Annotated in this window: 18 protein-coding genes; 9 read left to right on the forward strand and 9 right to left on the reverse strand. The window is 61.8% G+C overall.

Annotation, left to right across the window (positions count from 1 at the left end; genetic code table 11):
* Nucleotides 1-8 precede the first annotated feature (8 nt).
* Nucleotides 9-1,688 (forward strand): DNA repair protein RecN, encoded by a 1,680-nt coding sequence (recN, locus tag FEV16_RS02530; RefSeq protein ID WP_138166457.1) that lies wholly within the window; start codon nt 9-11, stop codon nt 1,686-1,688.
* Between the two features lie 2 nt (nt 1,689-1,690).
* Here recN and FEV16_RS02535 read toward each other — a convergent pair whose 3' ends face one another.
* Together FEV16_RS02535 and FEV16_RS02540 are read right to left on the reverse strand one after the other, a co-directional pair.
* Nucleotides 1,691-1,978, reverse strand: coding sequence for a type II toxin-antitoxin system RelE/ParE family toxin (locus tag FEV16_RS02535; protein WP_138166014.1), 288 nt, complete (start codon nt 1,976-1,978; stop codon nt 1,691-1,693).
* On the reverse strand, nt 1,975-2,271 hold the full coding sequence (locus FEV16_RS02540; RefSeq protein ID WP_138166015.1) for a CopG family ribbon-helix-helix protein: 297 nt from the start codon (nt 2,269-2,271) through the stop codon (nt 1,975-1,977). The genes FEV16_RS02535 and FEV16_RS02540 overlap by 4 nt, the downstream gene beginning before the upstream one ends.
* Before the next feature lie 101 nt (nt 2,272-2,372).
* On the opposite strand from FEV16_RS02540, the gene FEV16_RS02545 reads away from it, so the two are divergent.
* The 4 genes from FEV16_RS02545 to FEV16_RS02560 are packed head-to-tail and all read left to right on the forward strand — an operon-like array spanning nt 2,373 to nt 6,033.
* Nucleotides 2,373-3,251 carry a chorismate mutase gene (locus FEV16_RS02545; protein WP_138166016.1) on the forward strand — a complete coding sequence of 293 codons (879 nt, stop codon included), beginning with the start codon at nt 2,373-2,375 and terminating at the stop codon, nt 3,249-3,251.
* 2 nt (nt 3,252-3,253) lie between these two features.
* Nucleotides 3,254-4,384, forward strand: coding sequence for a histidinol-phosphate transaminase (gene hisC, locus FEV16_RS02550; protein ID WP_138166458.1), 1,131 nt, complete (start codon nt 3,254-3,256; stop codon nt 4,382-4,384).
* The gene (locus FEV16_RS02555) at nt 4,377-5,300 is read left to right on the forward strand and encodes a prephenate/arogenate dehydrogenase family protein (RefSeq protein ID WP_138166017.1); all 924 of its coding nucleotides are present in this window, start codon (nt 4,377-4,379) and stop codon (nt 5,298-5,300) included. Before hisC ends, FEV16_RS02555 begins: the two co-directional genes overlap by 8 nt.
* Before the next feature lie 37 nt (nt 5,301-5,337).
* A complete protein-coding gene (locus tag FEV16_RS02560) occupies nt 5,338-6,033 on the forward strand; it encodes a class I SAM-dependent methyltransferase (protein WP_138166018.1) in 696 nt (231 codons plus the stop codon).
* On the opposite strand, the gene FEV16_RS02565 is transcribed toward FEV16_RS02560, so the two are convergent.
* Nucleotides 6,008-6,358: a polyhydroxyalkanoic acid system family protein gene (locus FEV16_RS02565; RefSeq protein WP_138166019.1), complete on the reverse strand. Its 351-nt coding sequence runs from the start codon at nt 6,356-6,358 to the stop codon at nt 6,008-6,010. The genes FEV16_RS02560 and FEV16_RS02565 overlap by 26 nt on opposite strands.
* A 73-nt stretch (nt 6,359-6,431) precedes the next feature.
* On the opposite strand from FEV16_RS02565, the gene FEV16_RS02570 reads away from it, so the two are divergent.
* Complete coding sequence (locus FEV16_RS02570) at nt 6,432-7,175, forward strand: extensin family protein (protein ID WP_138166020.1); 744 nt, start codon at nt 6,432-6,434, stop codon at nt 7,173-7,175.
* A 30-nt stretch (nt 7,176-7,205) separates the two neighbouring features.
* On the opposite strand, the gene FEV16_RS02575 is transcribed toward FEV16_RS02570, so the two are convergent.
* The 4 genes from FEV16_RS02575 to sseA all read right to left on the reverse strand — a co-directional run bounded on the left by FEV16_RS02575 (nt 7,206) and on the right by sseA (nt 11,365).
* A complete protein-coding gene (locus FEV16_RS02575) occupies nt 7,206-8,177 on the reverse strand; it encodes a phosphate ABC transporter substrate-binding protein (RefSeq protein WP_138166021.1) in 972 nt (323 codons plus the stop codon).
* Nucleotides 8,178-8,451: 274 nt separating this feature from the next.
* Entirely contained in the window at nt 8,452-9,861 is a 1,410-nt protein-coding gene (gene glnA, locus FEV16_RS02580) for a type I glutamate--ammonia ligase (protein ID WP_138166022.1), read from the reverse strand.
* A gap of 110 nt (nt 9,862-9,971) precedes the next feature.
* On the reverse strand, nt 9,972-10,310 hold the full coding sequence (locus FEV16_RS02585) for a P-II family nitrogen regulator (protein WP_109025536.1): 339 nt from the start codon (nt 10,308-10,310) through the stop codon (nt 9,972-9,974).
* Between the two features lie 182 nt (nt 10,311-10,492).
* Nucleotides 10,493-11,365 carry a 3-mercaptopyruvate sulfurtransferase gene (gene sseA, locus FEV16_RS02590; RefSeq protein ID WP_138166023.1) on the reverse strand — a complete coding sequence of 291 codons (873 nt, stop codon included), beginning with the start codon at nt 11,363-11,365 and terminating at the stop codon, nt 10,493-10,495.
* A gap of 96 nt (nt 11,366-11,461) precedes the next feature.
* Between sseA and FEV16_RS02595 the strand changes: the two genes are divergently transcribed.
* Nucleotides 11,462-11,878 (forward strand): hypothetical protein, encoded by a 417-nt coding sequence (locus tag FEV16_RS02595; RefSeq protein ID WP_138166024.1) that lies wholly within the window; start codon nt 11,462-11,464, stop codon nt 11,876-11,878.
* Nucleotides 11,879-11,930: 52 nt separating this feature from the next.
* Nucleotides 11,931-12,767: a DUF3108 domain-containing protein gene (locus FEV16_RS02600; protein WP_138166025.1), complete on the forward strand. Its 837-nt coding sequence runs from the start codon at nt 11,931-11,933 to the stop codon at nt 12,765-12,767.
* A gap of 13 nt (nt 12,768-12,780) precedes the next feature.
* On the opposite strand, the gene FEV16_RS02605 is transcribed toward FEV16_RS02600, so the two are convergent.
* On the reverse strand, nt 12,781-13,173 hold the full coding sequence (locus tag FEV16_RS02605; RefSeq protein WP_138166026.1) for a DUF1190 domain-containing protein: 393 nt from the start codon (nt 13,171-13,173) through the stop codon (nt 12,781-12,783).
* A gap of 785 nt (nt 13,174-13,958) precedes the next feature.
* Between FEV16_RS02605 and FEV16_RS02610 the strand changes: the two genes are divergently transcribed.
* The gene (locus FEV16_RS02610; protein WP_138166027.1) at nt 13,959-14,738 is read left to right on the forward strand and encodes a response regulator transcription factor; all 780 of its coding nucleotides are present in this window, start codon (nt 13,959-13,961) and stop codon (nt 14,736-14,738) included.
* Nucleotides 14,739-14,776: 38 nt separating this feature from the next.
* Here the strand turns inward: FEV16_RS02610 and FEV16_RS02615 are convergent, their stop codons facing one another.
* Nucleotides 14,777-15,568: a YdcF family protein gene (locus FEV16_RS02615; RefSeq protein WP_138166028.1), complete on the reverse strand. Its 792-nt coding sequence runs from the start codon at nt 15,566-15,568 to the stop codon at nt 14,777-14,779.
* Nucleotides 15,569-15,609: the final 41 nt, after the last annotated feature.

Genomic DNA, 15,609 nt, shown 5'->3' on the forward strand with positions numbered 1-15,609 from the left:
AAGGCCTCATGCTGATTCGTCTTTCCATTCGCGACATCGTGCTGATCGACGCGCTCGACCTCGAGTTCGCGTCGGGTCTGACGACGTTGACCGGAGAGACCGGCGCGGGAAAGTCGATCCTGCTCGACGCTTTCGTGCTGGCGCTCGGGGGACGCGGCGACGCGTCGCTCGTTCGCGCCGGCTGCGAACAGGGACAGGTGACAGCGGTCTTCGATACGCCTTCGGAGCATCCCGCGCATCTCGCCGCTCGCGAATTTGGGCTCGCGAGCGAAGACGAACTGGTGTTGCGCCGCGTGCAGTCGGCGGACGGCCGCACCCGCGCCTTCGTGAACGACCAGCCGGCGACGGCGCAGGCGCTGCGCGCCATCGGGCGCGAGCTTGTCGAGATTCACTGTCAGCATGACGAACGCGCCCTCGTCGATCCAAGCGCGCATCGCGCGCTTGTCGACGCACATGGGTGTCTGGTTGCGCAAGCGAATGACGTTCGCGCGCGTTATGGCTCCTGGCAGGCGGCGCGACGCGCGCTCGTTGAAGAAGAAGAACGCGTCGCCAAGGCGCGCGCCGACGCCGAATATCTGCGCCATGCGCATGCCGAGCTTTCGGAGCTTGCGCCGCAGGCGGGCGAGGAAGAAGCGCTTTCCGAACGGCGACTCTTCATGCAGCGCGCCGAAAAGGTCGCTGCGGACATTTCCGACGCGCTCGCCGCTTTTTCAAACGATGGGTCTCCGGCGCGAGAAATCACCCAGGCGGCGCGCCGCTTGGAGCGGCGTTTGGCGCAGGCGCCGCAATTGTTGGACGCGCCTGCGCGGGCGCTGACGCAAGCTGTCGACGCTTTGGGTCTTGCCGAAGAGGCGCTTGAACGGGCGCTCACCGAGACGAAATTCGATCCGGCGGAATTGGAGCGCGTCGAGGAGCGGTTGTTCGCGCTGCGTGGCGTCGCGCGCAAGCATCAGGTCGCAGTCGCCGATCTGACGAAGCTTGCCGATAAATTCTCCGACGATCTCGCGGCGCTCGACGCTTCCGAAGCGCGGCTTGTGGCGCTTGCGCGTTCGCTAACCGACGCGAAGCGGGCTTATGACGACGCGGCTTCAGCGCTCTCGCTTGCGCGCAAGGCGGCGGCGCAAAAACTCGATGCGCTGGTCGACGCGGAATTGAGGCCGCTGCGGCTGGAAGGCGCGCATTTTTCGACACAGGTGACGAGCGATCGAGAGTCAGCCGGGCCGGAAGGCATCGACCGCGTCGAATTCTGGGTGCAGACCAATCCGGGATCGCGCCCCGGTCCACTGACCAAGGTCGCGTCTGGCGGCGAACTCGCCCGCTTCATGCTGGCCTTAAAGGTCGTGCTCGCCGATCGCGGCTCGGCGCCGACGCTCGTTTTCGACGAGATCGACACGGGCGTCGGCGGCGCCGTCGCCGACGCCATCGGCCAGAGGCTGGCGCGTCTTGCCGCGCGCGCTCAGGTGCTCGCCGTCACCCATGCGCCCCAGGTCGCCGCGCGCGCCGGTCAGCACCTTCGCATCAGCAAGGGCGCGCCGGCGAAACCCGGCAAGGAGAAGCGCGTCGCGACCAGCGTCGCCGTGCTGGCGGAAGGCGAGCGGCGCGAGGAGATCGCCCGCATGCTGTCGGGCGCCGCCATCACCGAAGAGGCGCGCGCCGCCGCGGCAAGGCTGCTGGAAGGGGCGGGTTGAGTTCATAACGACTCAGGCCAACGCCGCGCGCCGTGATATACGCGCAAAATTTGAACCGCTTTGTCCTTAACGCGGTAAGGGACGACATAGGGAGTTTTGTCGACGACGAATTCGCGCGTTCCAGGGACGCGCCCGGGCCGCCCAATATGAGGGTTCTCAGCAAGAACGGTCTCGACCAACTCGAGAATGTGAAGTGCGAGGCGTCTCGCAGCCGCCGGATTGTCTTGCGAGATGTATGCTCTTAGGGCTGCGAGATCGTCGATCGCCTCGGGCGCCCAAATGATCTTCACGGGCGACGGATTTCGTCAGGCGTTCCCCAACTCTCGATCCAACGACGTACGTCGCCCTGTTCAACGCTGGCGCCGCGATCTAGAGAGGTCAAGGCTTTACGAATTCCGGCCACTTGCCATTCGTTTGCGTCAAGATACTCAGCGATGGCTTCAGCCGTGAGAAAAGAACGGCTGCGGCCCGTGCTCGCTGCGAGACTGGCAAGCCGCTTTTTGATTTCCGGACCAACTCTTACGGTGAAGGTCTCGGAAGCGTCGCGCGCCTTGCGCTTGATCTTTGCGGTTCGTGATTGCATGTACACACCATAGCACACCACCCCTTCGGGACAATGGTCGCGGGAAATCGGCTGCCGCCTTTCGTTGCCTCCAGTCTTACGCTGGCCTAAGAGAGAGCGCCATGCAGGAAGCGCCTTTGCTGAAGACCGCCACGGATACGCTCGCCGAACTGCGCGGCGAGATTGACCGCATCGACCGCGACATGCACCGTCTCCTGATGCAGCGCGGCGAGATCATCGATCGTCTGATCGCCGTCAAGCGTGCGCAAGGCGGCGGCTGCGCCTTTCGGCCTGATCGAGAGGCGCAAATGATGCGGGCGTTGGTCGAACGTCATGAGGGGACTTTGCCGCTCGACGCCGTCGAGGGCGTCTGGCGCGTCATCGTCTCGACCTTCACCTATGTCCAGGCGAATTATTCGGTGCATGCCGACGACAGCGGCGGCGACGCTCAGATCCGCGATTCCGCGCGTTTCCACTTCGGCTTCACCGTTCCCTATGTCGCGCATCACGGCGCTGGCGCGGTGATTGAAGCGGTCGCCGCCTCGACCGGCGATTTGGGGATATTGCGCGCGACTGGCGGACTCTCCGACGGGGCGTGGTGGATGCGCCTGGTCGGCGAGGATGCGCCGAAAATCATCGCACGCCTGCCCTTCGTCGAGCGGCCTAACCATCCTGCGGGTCTGCCGGTGTTTGTCGTCGCGCGGCTTGCGTCCGACGCTATGGCGCAGGGCGTGACGCTTTATGCGGTCGGCCTCGCGCGCTGGACTCACGCTTTGCCGGCCGCGTTTCAAACGCTCAAGGGCGAAATTCTCGCAAGCGCCCCGCATCCTGAAGGTCTGGCGCTGCTCGTCGCCGCAGCCAGTGACGCCGACGCGCAATCCTTCGCTAAAGCAATGGCCGAAGCAGGAGTGGAGGGCGCGCGCGTCGACGTGATCGGCAGCCACGCCATGCGTTTCCAGCTCAATGACGCCCGCAGCGGCGTCTTCGTTCCCGGCGGTTGATGATGACGCGGCCAACTCCTCGTCCGAGCGTTCTCGCGATCGACGCTTACGTTCCCGGCAAGAGCGCCGCGCCAGGCGCGGCGCGCGTGTTCAAATTGTCGGCCAATGAGACGCCGCTGGGGCCTTCGCCGCGCGCGGTGGAGGCTCTTCGCGACATTGCGGACCATATCGCGATTTATCCTGAAGGCTCGTCGCGCGCATTGCGCGAGGCGATCGGCGAGAGCTATGGGCTCAACCCCGATCGGATCATCGCCGGCGCTGGCTCTGACGATATTCTGGAACTGCTTGCGCTCGCTTATGTCGGTCCGGGGGACGAGGGCGTCTACAGCCAGTACGGGTTTCTGGAATATAAGATCGTCACTCTCGCCGCCGGGGGTACGCCTGTCGTCGCTCCAGAGACGAACTACACGGCGGAAGTTGACGCTCTTCTTGCCTGTGTGAACGAGAGGACGAAGATCGTTTTTCTCGCCAATCCGAATAATCCGACCGGCACTTTCGTGCCCGCGAGCGAAGTGTCGCGGCTGGCGCGTTCGCTGCCTTCACATGTGCTGCTCGTGCTCGACGCCGCCTATGCCGAATATGTTCTGCGCGAGGATTATGAGGCGGGCGTCGCGCTTGTCGATGCGCATGAAAATGTCGTGATGACCCGCACTTTCTCAAAAATATTTGGCCTTGCGGGCTTGCGCGTCGGTTGGGCTTACGGGCCAGCGCATGTGATCGATGCGCTGAACCGAATACGCTCGCCGTTCAACGTCTCGAGCGCAGGCTCGGTCGCGGCGATCGCCGCGCTGTCGGATCGCGTCCATCTCGACGCGGCGATCGCGCATAATGCGCGTTGGTTGCCGTGGCTCACCCAAGAAATTTCGGCGCTCGGCCTCAATGTTCTGCCAAGCGTCGCGAATTTCATCGCCATCCGTTTCCCCGAGACGCCGGGACTAACGGCCGCCGACGCCGACCGATTTCTTACGTCGCGCGGTCTGGTGCTGCGCGCGATCGGCGCCTATGGCATGGGTGAGTTTCTGCGGCTCACCGTCGGCATAGAAGAGGCGAATGAACGCGTCGTTGAAGCGCTCTCTGAATTTATGCAGAGCGCCCGCACGCGACACAACGCGCAAGCAGACGTTCATGGCTGACGTCGTCTGCGAACGATTGGCGTTGATCGGCGTCGGCCTTATCGGTTCGTCGATTGCGCGCGCGGCCCGCCAGTTCGGCGCGGCGCGGCATATCGCCGTGATGGATTTATCGCCGCAGGTCGTCCGTCGCTGCGGCGAACTCGGTCTGGCCGATGTCGTAACGCAGGATCATGCGGAGGCGCTCACCGGCTCCGATCTTGTCATTGTTTGCACGCCAGTCGGCGCTTGCGGCGAAGTTGCGCGAAGCCTCGCGCCGCATTTGGAGGAGCGCGCGGTTGTTTCCGATGTCGGCTCGGTGAAAGGCGCAGTCGTCGCGCAGATGACTCCACATCTTCCCGAACCCGCGCGCTTCATCCCCGCCCATCCGATCGCCGGCACGGAATTCTCCGGGCCAGATGCAGGATTCGCCACGCTTTTTCAGAACCGCTGGTGCATTCTTACGCCGCCCGAGAACGCCGATGGCGCGGCCGTCGAAAAGCTCAAAGAATTCTGGAAGCGTTTAGGGGCGAACGTCGAGACGATGAGCGTCGCGCATCACGACGCCGTGCTTGCGCTCACCAGTCACCTGCCGCATCTCATCGCCTATAATATCGTCGGCACGGCGGATGATTTTGGCGACGAGACGCGTTCCGAAGTCATCAAATTCTCGGCTTCCGGATTCCGTGACTTTACGCGCATCGCGGCGTCTGACCCGATCATGTGGCGCGATATTTTTCTCGCCAACAAGGACGCTGTCCTTCAGATGCTCGGGCGTTTCAATGAAGACCTAAGCGCGCTGCAGCGGATGATCAGGCGCGGCGATGGGCAGGGGCTTGAGGAGTTCTTTTCACGCACCCGCGAGATCCGCCGCTCGATCATCGAGCAAGGCCAGGACACTGCAGCCCCAGATTTCGGAAGGCAAGCGGAAGGACGGTGAGCGCTGTCTCTCGATGACCGGCTTGCGAGGATCACGTATGACTCAACCGGATTCCGACGCGCTACGCGCCGCTTTCGAAGACGCGGTTCCAGGCTATGACGCGCTACGACGCAAGCTCATTCCGCATTTCGACGCCTTCTATGGGACAGCGCTCGATCTTCTCGAAGAGGCCGTCGGCGGGGACGCGTTCCGATGCGTCGACCTTGGCGTCGGCACCGGTCTTTTGTCGGAGATGATTCTCGAGCGGTTTCCTGGCGCGCAGGTCGAAGGCGTCGATTTGGCCCCCAAGATGCTGGACGCGGCGCGCGAACGGCTTGCTGTCTTTGGCGCGCGTGTGCGCCTGTCGTTCGCCGACTATGCGACCGCGCCGCTTGCCGGATCGCTCGACGCCGTCGTCTCGGCGCTGTCCATCCACCATCTCGATCACGAGGCGAAACGATGGCTCTTCCGGCGGATTCATGATGCGCTGCGGCCCGGCGGCGTTTTTATCAACGCTGATCAGTCGCTCGGCGCCACGAGCGAGATCGAGGACGCCTATCAGCGCCGCTGGGAGGCCGACGTCCGACGTTCAGGAATTGACGACGAAGATTTCGCGGCGGCGAGAAAGCGCGCAAAGCTCGATCGCAGCGCGACCTTCGCCGATCAGATCGCCTGGCTCAAAGACGCGGGGTTCGGCTATGCCGACATTGGCTGGAAACGCCATCGCTTCACGGTGTTTTACGCTCGGCGCTAGAGTCGTTTTTTGATTGGCCGATGCGCAGGGCTTCGTTGGCGTTGCGCGAGATGACCTGCTGCACCGCGCCGGAGAGCGCCGCGAGCAGCCAGGGCAGCTGAATGTCGATGCGCAGCAGATCTTTCAGCACCGTGATCTGCGCCGATGCAGCCTGGCCGAGCGCCTTCACGCGAACCGTCGCCACGTCCCCCTCCCAACTGACTTCTGAATGCGCGACCTTGTCGATATATTCGCGCTGCATCTTCGTCAGCTGTTCGGAGACGCGGGCTTTCGCCCATTCGACGCCGAGATCGTGCGGAACGGTGACGGTGATGGCGTTCGACATGGCTTCCTCCACGCTCCAATGTAGGGGTCTCCGGCAGGAATAGAAGAATGGCGCGGCTAAAGGCGACAGCCTAATGGATTTTCGAGGGATCATCTTAAGGAGACGGACAATCGCGTTTGCTCTGCTCATGGGCGTCGGCGCAACCGACGTTGTCGCCTTTGACGTTCCGACGCCGCCACACCGGCCGACTTCTTCCAAGAACGAGTCCGCTCCCGAGGCAAAACCGCCGGCGAATGGCCAGCCCCAAGCGGAGACCGCGCCCGGAGAAGATTGCACGGCGAAACTGCGTGGGGCGGGGGTGGATTTCGAGACGACCCAAACGCCTCCGGGCGATCTCGATGGCTGCGCAATCGATGGGCCCGTGCGACTCGCTGCGGTCATGGTCGACAAGCGTCGCGTCGCGCTCAATGCGAAGCCGGTGCTCAGTTGCGCTTTCGCGTTGCAGTTTTCCGATTTCGTGAAAAATCTGCTCGCGCCGCTCGGTTTTGGCGCCATGGGCGCGTCGCTCGTCGCGATTGAGACAGGTTCAGGCTACGAGTGCCGCGGCCGCAATCATGATTCAGAAGCGAAGCTGAGCGCGCACGCTAAAGGCCTTGCCCTCGACGTCGGCGCGTTTGTTTTCTCGGACGGTCGAAAAATCGGGATCGACTCTCAGCCGGATCCTCAATCGACAGTTTACGTCAAAGCGCTACGAACGGCGGCGTGTGGCTGGTTCACGACCGTGCTCGGGCCCGGATCAGATCCGTTTCACGCAACGCATCTGCATTTCGACATTGAGCGGCACGGATCGAATGACGCCTATCGCATCTGTCAGTGAGGGCGCCGCTCAGCCTATCTTCGCTTTGGATCAATTCGCCGAGGCGAGCAGTCCGAGCCGCGTCAGCTCATGCTCGCGAATGTTGCGGGTAATCGGATAATAGCCGCCTTTCTTCGCTTGCGTCTGGCCGTCTCTCGAAAGGACATATTTGACGAATTCGCCGCTTAGCGTGTCGATCGGTTTCTTGGGGTCCTTCAGAAGGCAAATGTAAAGGCCTCTCGCCAGCGGATATTTGCGCGAATAGGTGTTGTCGAAAGTGGCGCCATAGCAGGCCTTGCCGGCGGAAATCGGAACCGCGCGCACGGCGCTTGTCTTGTAGCCGATGCCTGAATAGCCAATCGCAAATTTGTCAGCGCCGATGGCGCTTACGACAGCCTCCGATCCGACCTGCATCTTGATGTCGTCTTTGAAGTCGCCGCCGCTCAAGACATGCTGTTTGAAGAATTTATAAGTGCCCGAAAGCGTGTTGCGGCTAAACAAGGCGATGGGCTTCGTCGCCCATTCGCCGGTCAAACCGAGCTCGCCCCATGTGCGAATGCTTTTCCCTCCGCCGCTTTTCGGATTGGCTGCAAAAACCCGCTCTATTTGCTCCATGCTGACGCATTGGAGGGGATTGTCCTTATGGACATAAATCGCGAGAGCGTCGATCGCGACGAGAACCGCCGTCGGCTTATAGCCGAATTTCGCTTCGAAGGCGCCGATCTCGTCCGGAGTCATCGGTCGTGACATCGGACCAAGCTGTGCTTCTCCGGAGAGTAGCGCTGGCGGTGCCGTGTTCGACCCTTTGCCTTCGATGTCGATTTTCACATTTGGGTAAATCGATTGAAAGCCTTCGGCCCACAACTCCATCTCGTGAAGCATGGTGTCGGAGCCGACAGATTTTAGGTTTCCCGAGAGGTCACTGACGACTTTGTAGGGAGAAAGCTCCATATCAAACGCGGCCGCGCCGAGGGTCAAAGCAACAAAAGCGGCGACGGCGGCGGAGAGCGCTCGCAGTGTCATTGGTTTTTCTCTCATTGAAAACATCGCGGCCTCAGCCGCTTCGCACCGGCGGTCGTGTGATCGACATGGAAACCGATTGGAGACGGCCTCAGAACCAATGACTGTGCGGCTTTTGGCTTTCGGGGCCAATTTCGCCCGGCTAAATGACACGCGCATGACGTCTCTGCGGCGGCGCGGCGCGCGATTCGACAAACTTGCGCAATAAAAAATCCGGAAGGCGAAGAATCGCCTCCCGGATTGCATGCATGCGCGGCCAAGATGGCCGGCGTCTTCCTCAGTAGGAGTAATACATGTCGAATTCGACCGGATGCGGCGTCATCTCGAAGCGGATGACGTCCTGCATCTTGAGGTCGATATACGAGTTGATGAAGTCTTCGCTGAACACGCCGCCGGCGGTCAGGAAGGCTTGATCGGCCTTGAGACTCTCAAGCGCTTCGCGCAATGAGCCGCAGACCGTCGGAATGGCCTTCAACTCCTCCGGCGGGAGGTCGTAAAGGTCCTTATCCGCCGGCGCGCCCGGATCGATCTTGTTGGCGATGCCGTCGAGACCCGCCATCAGCATCGCCGCGAAAGCGAGATAGGGGTTCGCGGTCGGATCTGGGAAGCGCACTTCGACGCGCTTCGCCTTCGGGTTCGTCGAGAACGGAATGCGGCAGGAGGCCGAACGGTTGCGCGACGAATAGGCGAGCAGCACCGGCGCCTCGAAGCCCGGAACCAGGCGCTTATATGAATTCGTCGAAGGGTTGGTGAAGGCGTTCAGCGCCTTGGCGTGCTTGATGATGCCGCCGATGTACCACAGGCACTCTTGGGAGAGGCCGGCGTATTTGTCACCCGCGAAGACCGGCTTGCCGTCCTTCCAAATCGACTGGTGGACGTGCATGCCGGAACCGTTGTCGCCATAGACGGGCTTCGGCATGAAGGTCGCCGACTTGCCGTAAGAATGCGCGACCTGATGGATGCAATATTTATAGATTTGCAGATGGTCGGCGATGGTGACGAGCGTCTCGAACTTCAAACCGAGCTCGTGCTGCGCTGAAGCGACTTCGTGATGGTGCTTCTCCACCTTGGCGCCCATGGCCGCCATCGCGGCGAGCATCTCGCTGCGCATGTCCTGCGCCGAGTCGACCGGCGGAACGGGGAAGTAACCGCCCTTGGTGCGCACGCGATGGCCGAGATTGCCGCCCTCATAGGCCGTGCCGGTGTTGGAGGGCAGTTCGGTCGAATCAAGCGCGAAGCCCGTGTCATAGGGCTCGACCGAAAAACGCACGTCGTCGAAAACGAAGAACTCGGCCTCGGGGCCGAAATAGGCCGTATCGCCAACGCCGGCGGATTTCATGTGCGCAAGCGCCTTTTTGGCGATGCCGCGGGGGTCACGGTTATAGGGTTGGCCGGTCGTCGGCTCGATAACGTCGCAAACGATCGAAAGCGTCGAGGCCGCGAAGAACGGGTCGATGGAGATGGAATTCAAATCGGGAACCAGCGTCATGTCCGATTCATTGATCGCTTTCCAGCCGGCGATCGACGAGCCATCGAACATGATGCCGTCCGTCAAGGCGTCTTCATCGACGATCGACACGTCGAACGTAACATGCTGCCACTTGCCGCGCGGGTCGGTAAATCGGAAATCGACGTATTTCACGTCGTTATCCTTGATCTGCTTGAGTACGTCCTTGGCCGTCGTCATTTGGTTCGATGCCTCTCTTTGCTGATCTTGCTGTTTAGCCGTTTTCGTATTGGGCGCGGCAGAGCGTTTGAAGATGTTGGCGAGAAAGCTCATGGGGCGGGGGCTCAATGCTAGATGGCGTCCGCGCCGGTTTCGCCGGTGCGAATGCGGATCGCGCCTTCAACGTTGGAAACAAAAATCTTGCCATCGCCGATACGGCCAGTTTGCGCAGCCGTGCGTATGGCCTCCACGGCGCGCTCCACCGCCTCATCAGCAAGTACGATCTCGATTTTAACTTTCGGCAGGAAATCAACGACATATTCGGCGCCGCGATAGAGTTCCGTGTGCCCTTTCTGACGGCCGAATCCTTTTGCTTCGGTGACCGTGATTCCCTGGAGCCCCGCCGCCTGCAGCGCTTCCTTCACCTCATCGAGCTTGAACGGCTTGATGATCGCCTCGACCTTTTTCATCAAATCCCCCGCGCGCTTAGCTTAAGCCCCGGCCCGCTAGCGACTTTGGCTCGGCTGAAGAGCCGCCGAGCTTCTAACACTGCCGCGTTTGTCGCGCCATGGCCAAAGTTCCGGCGCCTATGGCAGGTCTGGCGCCCATCAGATGTGCGATATGCTCTTTTATTAAGCTATAAGCTCAATAACTATGCATTACCGCGATCGTCGACGATCGCGGGCAAATCTTCTCGCGCTCCCCATTCCGACCAGGAGCCATCATAGACCGTCGCTGGCGGGCGACCTGCTGCGGCGAGCGCAAGACTGATTATGCAAGCGGTGAGCCCCGAGCCGCAGGTGGCGATCACGGGAGCGTCCGGATTGACGCCCGCCGAGGAAAACGCCGCCTCAAGCCCGGCCTTGCCCTTCATTTTCCCGCTCTCGAGCACATCGCCGAACGGAAGGTTCAAAGCGCCCGGCATATGGCCGGAGCGCACGCCCGGGCGCGGCTCTGGCGCCCAACCGTGAAATCGTTCAGCGCTTCGCGCATCGACAACTTGCGGCGCGCCGAGATCTAACGCCCGCCGAACGGTTTCGACGTCGGCGACAAGGCTCGCGTCGAAACGTGAACTGAAGTTCGCTGGCGCTCTCTTGCGCGCTTCGCCCCGTTCAAGCGGCCGGCCCTCGGCTTTCCACGCGGGAAGACCGCCAGAAAGGATCGACGCCTTTTCCACGCCGAAGGCCGTGAGCGTCCACCAAAGGCGCGGCGCGGAGAAGAGGCCGACGCTGTCACAGACGACGGCCCGCATGCCGTTTCCAAATCCGAGCCGACGCATCTCGGCCGCGAAGACTTCGGGCTCGGGCAACATGTGCGGCAGGTCGCGGGAACGATCTGCGACGGCGTCAATATCGAAGAATTGCGCGCCGGGGATATGCTCCTCGAGAAACTCCGCGCGCGCATCGCGGCCGGCCGCGGGCATATGCCACGACGCGTCGAAGACGACGAGGTCGGCGTCAGAAAGATGTGCCGCAAGCCAGTCGGTGGAGACGAAAAGAGAGGCGGGGTCGATTTTGCGCGTCATGGGTCCGTTCGCTGCGCGCCCGACGCAGCTTGCATCCGGCCGTCTGGCGTTCACAATACGCCGATTCGATTCTCACGCCATTGGCGCTCGACCCACATGCTCGATATTCCAGGCAAGGCCTGCGGCTCCTGCTTCTTCTGCTGCAAGGTTCTTGAAATCGACGAATTCAAAAAGCCGGCGGGCAAGCTTTGCGAGCACTGCGCGCTGACCGGCGGCTGCGGCGTCTATGAAACGCGCCCACAAGTCTGCCGCGACTATTATTGCCGATGGAAGGAGGAGCGTAGCTTCTCGCCCCAGTTGCGGCCCGACAAAGTCGGCACGCTGCTGATGGATGATGCGGACAGCGACGAGTACCACGCGGTATGTGACCCGGAAAAGCCGTTTTCCTGGCGCAATCCTCTCGTATTTAAGCACCTTGTCGCCGAGGCCAAAGCGGGACGGCTCGTGGTCGCAAAAGCGGGATTGCGGGCATGGCGCATTTTCGAGGACGGACATTGGCAAGAATGGGCCTGAGCCCCAGCGTGGATACGGCCAAGGGTTCTGCGCCGCGCAGCGCGTGCAGGCCATGAATTCGACTGGCTTGAAATCACGCCGCCTTCCAGGTCGCAGCTGCGCTGCGGCGGCGATCTCACTTTGCCTCTGCGCGCCTGCCGCCACGGAGACCCTCAAGGCGCATTACGCGCTCAGCCTAATGGGAATACCTATCGGCAGCGCGTTCGCTTCCGGCGTGGTCGACCCGCAAAACTACCGCGTCGAAATCTCGATGCGGACGACCGGGCTCGCCAATCTGGTCAATAACACCAGAGGCGCCGCCAGCGCGAGCGGCGGATTGACCGCTGGCGGGCCGTCGCCATTAAGCTATGCGAACACCACGTCGAATAGCGACGAAACGCGCACGGTTCGCATGTCGCTTGCGGGCAATGCGGTGCGCACGGTGGACGTGAGGCCCGCGCCCTGGGACGCCGAGGCGCGCGTGCCCGTGACGGAAAGCGCCAAACGGCACATCCTCGATCCTGTCAGCGCTCTGATTATGCGCGTGCCGCCGGGAGAGGAACTGACAGGTCCATCGGCGTGCAACCGAACAATCCCCGTTTTCGACGGCGTAACGCGTTTCGACGTTGAACTCACCTACGCAGGCGACCATACGGCGCAGACGAGAGGCTATGAAGGCCCTGTGACCGTATGTTCCGCCCGCTATACGCCTATCGCTGGACATCGTCCCGACAGTTCCGCCACCCGCTATATGGCGCACAACCACGACATCAGCGTCTGGCTCGCGCCGCTTCCCGACGCGCATGTCGTCGTGCCGATTCACATCGCGATCGGCACCGCCGCCGGCAAGCTCGTCATCGACGCGGCTGAATTCGAAATCGAGCAACGCCGCGCCGATTCCAGGCGCTGATGTTTCGGCGATATCAGTTTATCCGAACTTCTTTGGTTTTCTTCCGGTTCATGCGATCGGACTCATATTCGAGATATCTGACTTCCAACGGCTCAGCGCCTTTGTCCTGGCGCAGACAAAATGAGGGGCGCGGCGAAAAGCCACCTTCCGGGTCCTGGAAGCAATCCGAGAAGCGTAGTTCGCATTGAAACATCGTTTCGCTTTTTGGCGCCGCCCGCGCGATGACGGCGCGCGCTTTTTCAATCGCCTGCTTGCATGTTTCCGGCGTGAAGCCCCATGCTTCACAGTCGCTTTGCGACGCCATATATTTTCCGTCGCCCGCACAGACGGGCGAGCGCCTGAAGGCGTAAAAGGCTGAAAATCCTGCCGCCACGATGGCGACGGCGATGATGACGAATTTGAACATCGAAACTTCACGCTCGCGGGACGGAGTTTGTCGCGGTTCGATAGATAGTCGTCGGCGCGCGCCGTCGGCAAGCGTAAACTGAGCTTTTGCTTCGGGTCTATGCGGCGATGCAACGCAGCGTCGACCATGCCGGTCGCTTGACAGCGCTCGGCGTCTGCAATACTTCGAATTCACCGCATTTCGGAACCCGCGGCCGAGAGCTGCGAGCATTATGGCTCTCCGGACGCGGCTAGGGCCGAATAAGCGATGCAGACGCGTTCCCGCCTAAGTGAGGTCGATGTTGAACTAAGACCGAGGCGGGCCGGCGTCGGCCACGTTATCCACTTGACCAATTCGACAAACGACCGCAACGCCGCTTCCGCGGATTGCAGCGTGAATCTCGGCTTGTGGCGCAAACCGGCAATGTGTGACAGAAGGAGGAAACTATGGGCGCTATTCTTGAACTGACGAGCTATGCGGCGACTCCGGTCGGCATGATCGCGATCATCGTCATCGGCGCGGCAGCTTATTTTGCCGCTCGCTGGGTGTTCAGCGACTAAGACAAGCTCTCACGAAGCGTTTAAGCGCGGCGCGCTGGCTAAGGCCAGCGCGCCGTTTTTTCTTGTCGGTTTTGCCGGTCCACTCAGGAAGGACTTGCATCCGCGGGCGCCTGCGGTATTGTGACATGCCACCTCTAACGGGCAGGGCGCGCCGACCCTTTGGGCCAGAACACTAGCTATGTCCAAGGTCCAAGCAGGGCGGAATCGAACCAATATGTTGCCTTCGGGCGCACCGGCGGAGGCTTAATGGCTCCCACCTCTTCGACTAGGGCTACAAATGACCAGAAGGACGGCCTGCGCATAGCTCGGGCCGATGGTGACGGCGCGCGTCTGGCGGAGGCCGAGCGCATCGACGTCGCCATAGCCGACAAGAGCCCGCTGATCCTTGCAGGTCTGGACAAGCTGCTATCAGACGACCGCCGCTTCAACTTGGTTGCGAAGTTGACGGATGGCGAAGAATTTCTCGAGGCCGCGCGCCAGCAGAAATTCACCATCGCCGTCATCGGTTGGCAATTGCCGACGCTGCACGCCCGTGACGTTTTACGCGCGCTGTCGCGTCAGGTCGCTGCGCCAAAGATCGTCGTCTATAGCGGCACCAACGATCCGGCGGCGCCGGCGGAGACTCTGCAGCTTGGCGGCGCCGGATTTGTCTCGAAACGCGCTCCGCCAGAGCGGCTTCTGGACGTGCTAGCCGCCGTGGCGGCCGGCGATATGGTTTTTCCCTTCGTCGATATCCGCAAGATGCGCAGCGACCCGCTGGAAAACCTGACTCTGCGAGAGCGGAGCCTGTTGTCCGCGCTCGGATCCGGCCATACCAACAGTCAGCTCGCTAAGGATTTCGGCGTCTCGATCAACACGATCAAGTTCCACCTGCGCAATCTTTTCGAGAAGCTCGAAGTGCGAAACCGCGCGCAGGCGATCGCGCTCTTCCTGGAAATGAAGCACGGCGCTTATCCCGGCGGCGGAGGCGGTCGCAGCATGGAGCCGGCGGGCTCATCGCGCGGACGCCGCAGCCGCTCCGACTAGACGCGCATCCCGGCCGCACCCGCAGTGAGATCGTTTGATTATGGCGCGGGAAACAGCGCGTCGCTTTTTCCGGCAAGCCGATAGGCGATCAGTCCCGCCCATTCATGTGCGGCGAAATCCACAAGTCCCAGCGCTTTCGTCGGAAAACGTGGGAATTCGAGTCCGACGTCGCCGCTCGTACGATAGTCCACGGGATAGGCGATCACGTCGAACCCCGCCTTGCGAAATACGCCTACGGCGCGCGGCATGTGCATCGCCGATGTGACAATCAACCAGCGCTCACCAGGCTTCGGGTGAAGCAAGTCGCGTGTGAAGATTGCGTTCTCGTATGTGTTGCGCGAACGGCGCTCATATAGGATATCGTTCTGATCTAGCCCGACTTGGCGCCAGAAGCGCTGGACGGCGTCGGCTTCGGAATAGGGCGAGCCGAGCAGCGCGGCGGAGCCTCCCGTAAATATGAGACGCGCGTTTGGATATTTGCGTTTCAGCGCAATCGGCGCGGTCAAGCGTTCTGCCGCATCGATCAGCGTTGGCCGGCCGCGATCGGCGCTCAGCCGCTCGTCGATCGCGCCGCCAAGAACAATGACGCCGTCCGGCGGCGGCATATTATCTGGCGGAGGCGGAAAGCGTGCTTCAAGCGGCGCCGCCAGGAAACCGCCGAGCGGCCCGAAAGCCATCAGCAGCAATGCGAGCGCGCTGACGGCCGAGAACGCGCGTCCCCATGTCTTCCACCGCGTGAACAGCAGTATTGCGCCCACGATCGCGAGGAAGATGAAGAGGTGGACCGGCGCGAGGAAGAGCTCGAAAATTTTCGAGACGGTGAAGAACATCAGTGCACGCGAGTCCTCGCCGCGTCATTGGCGCAGATGGT

This window comes from Methylocystis sp. B8 (assembly GCF_005771425.1).
Lineage (GTDB): Bacteria > Pseudomonadota > Alphaproteobacteria > Rhizobiales > Beijerinckiaceae > Methylocystis.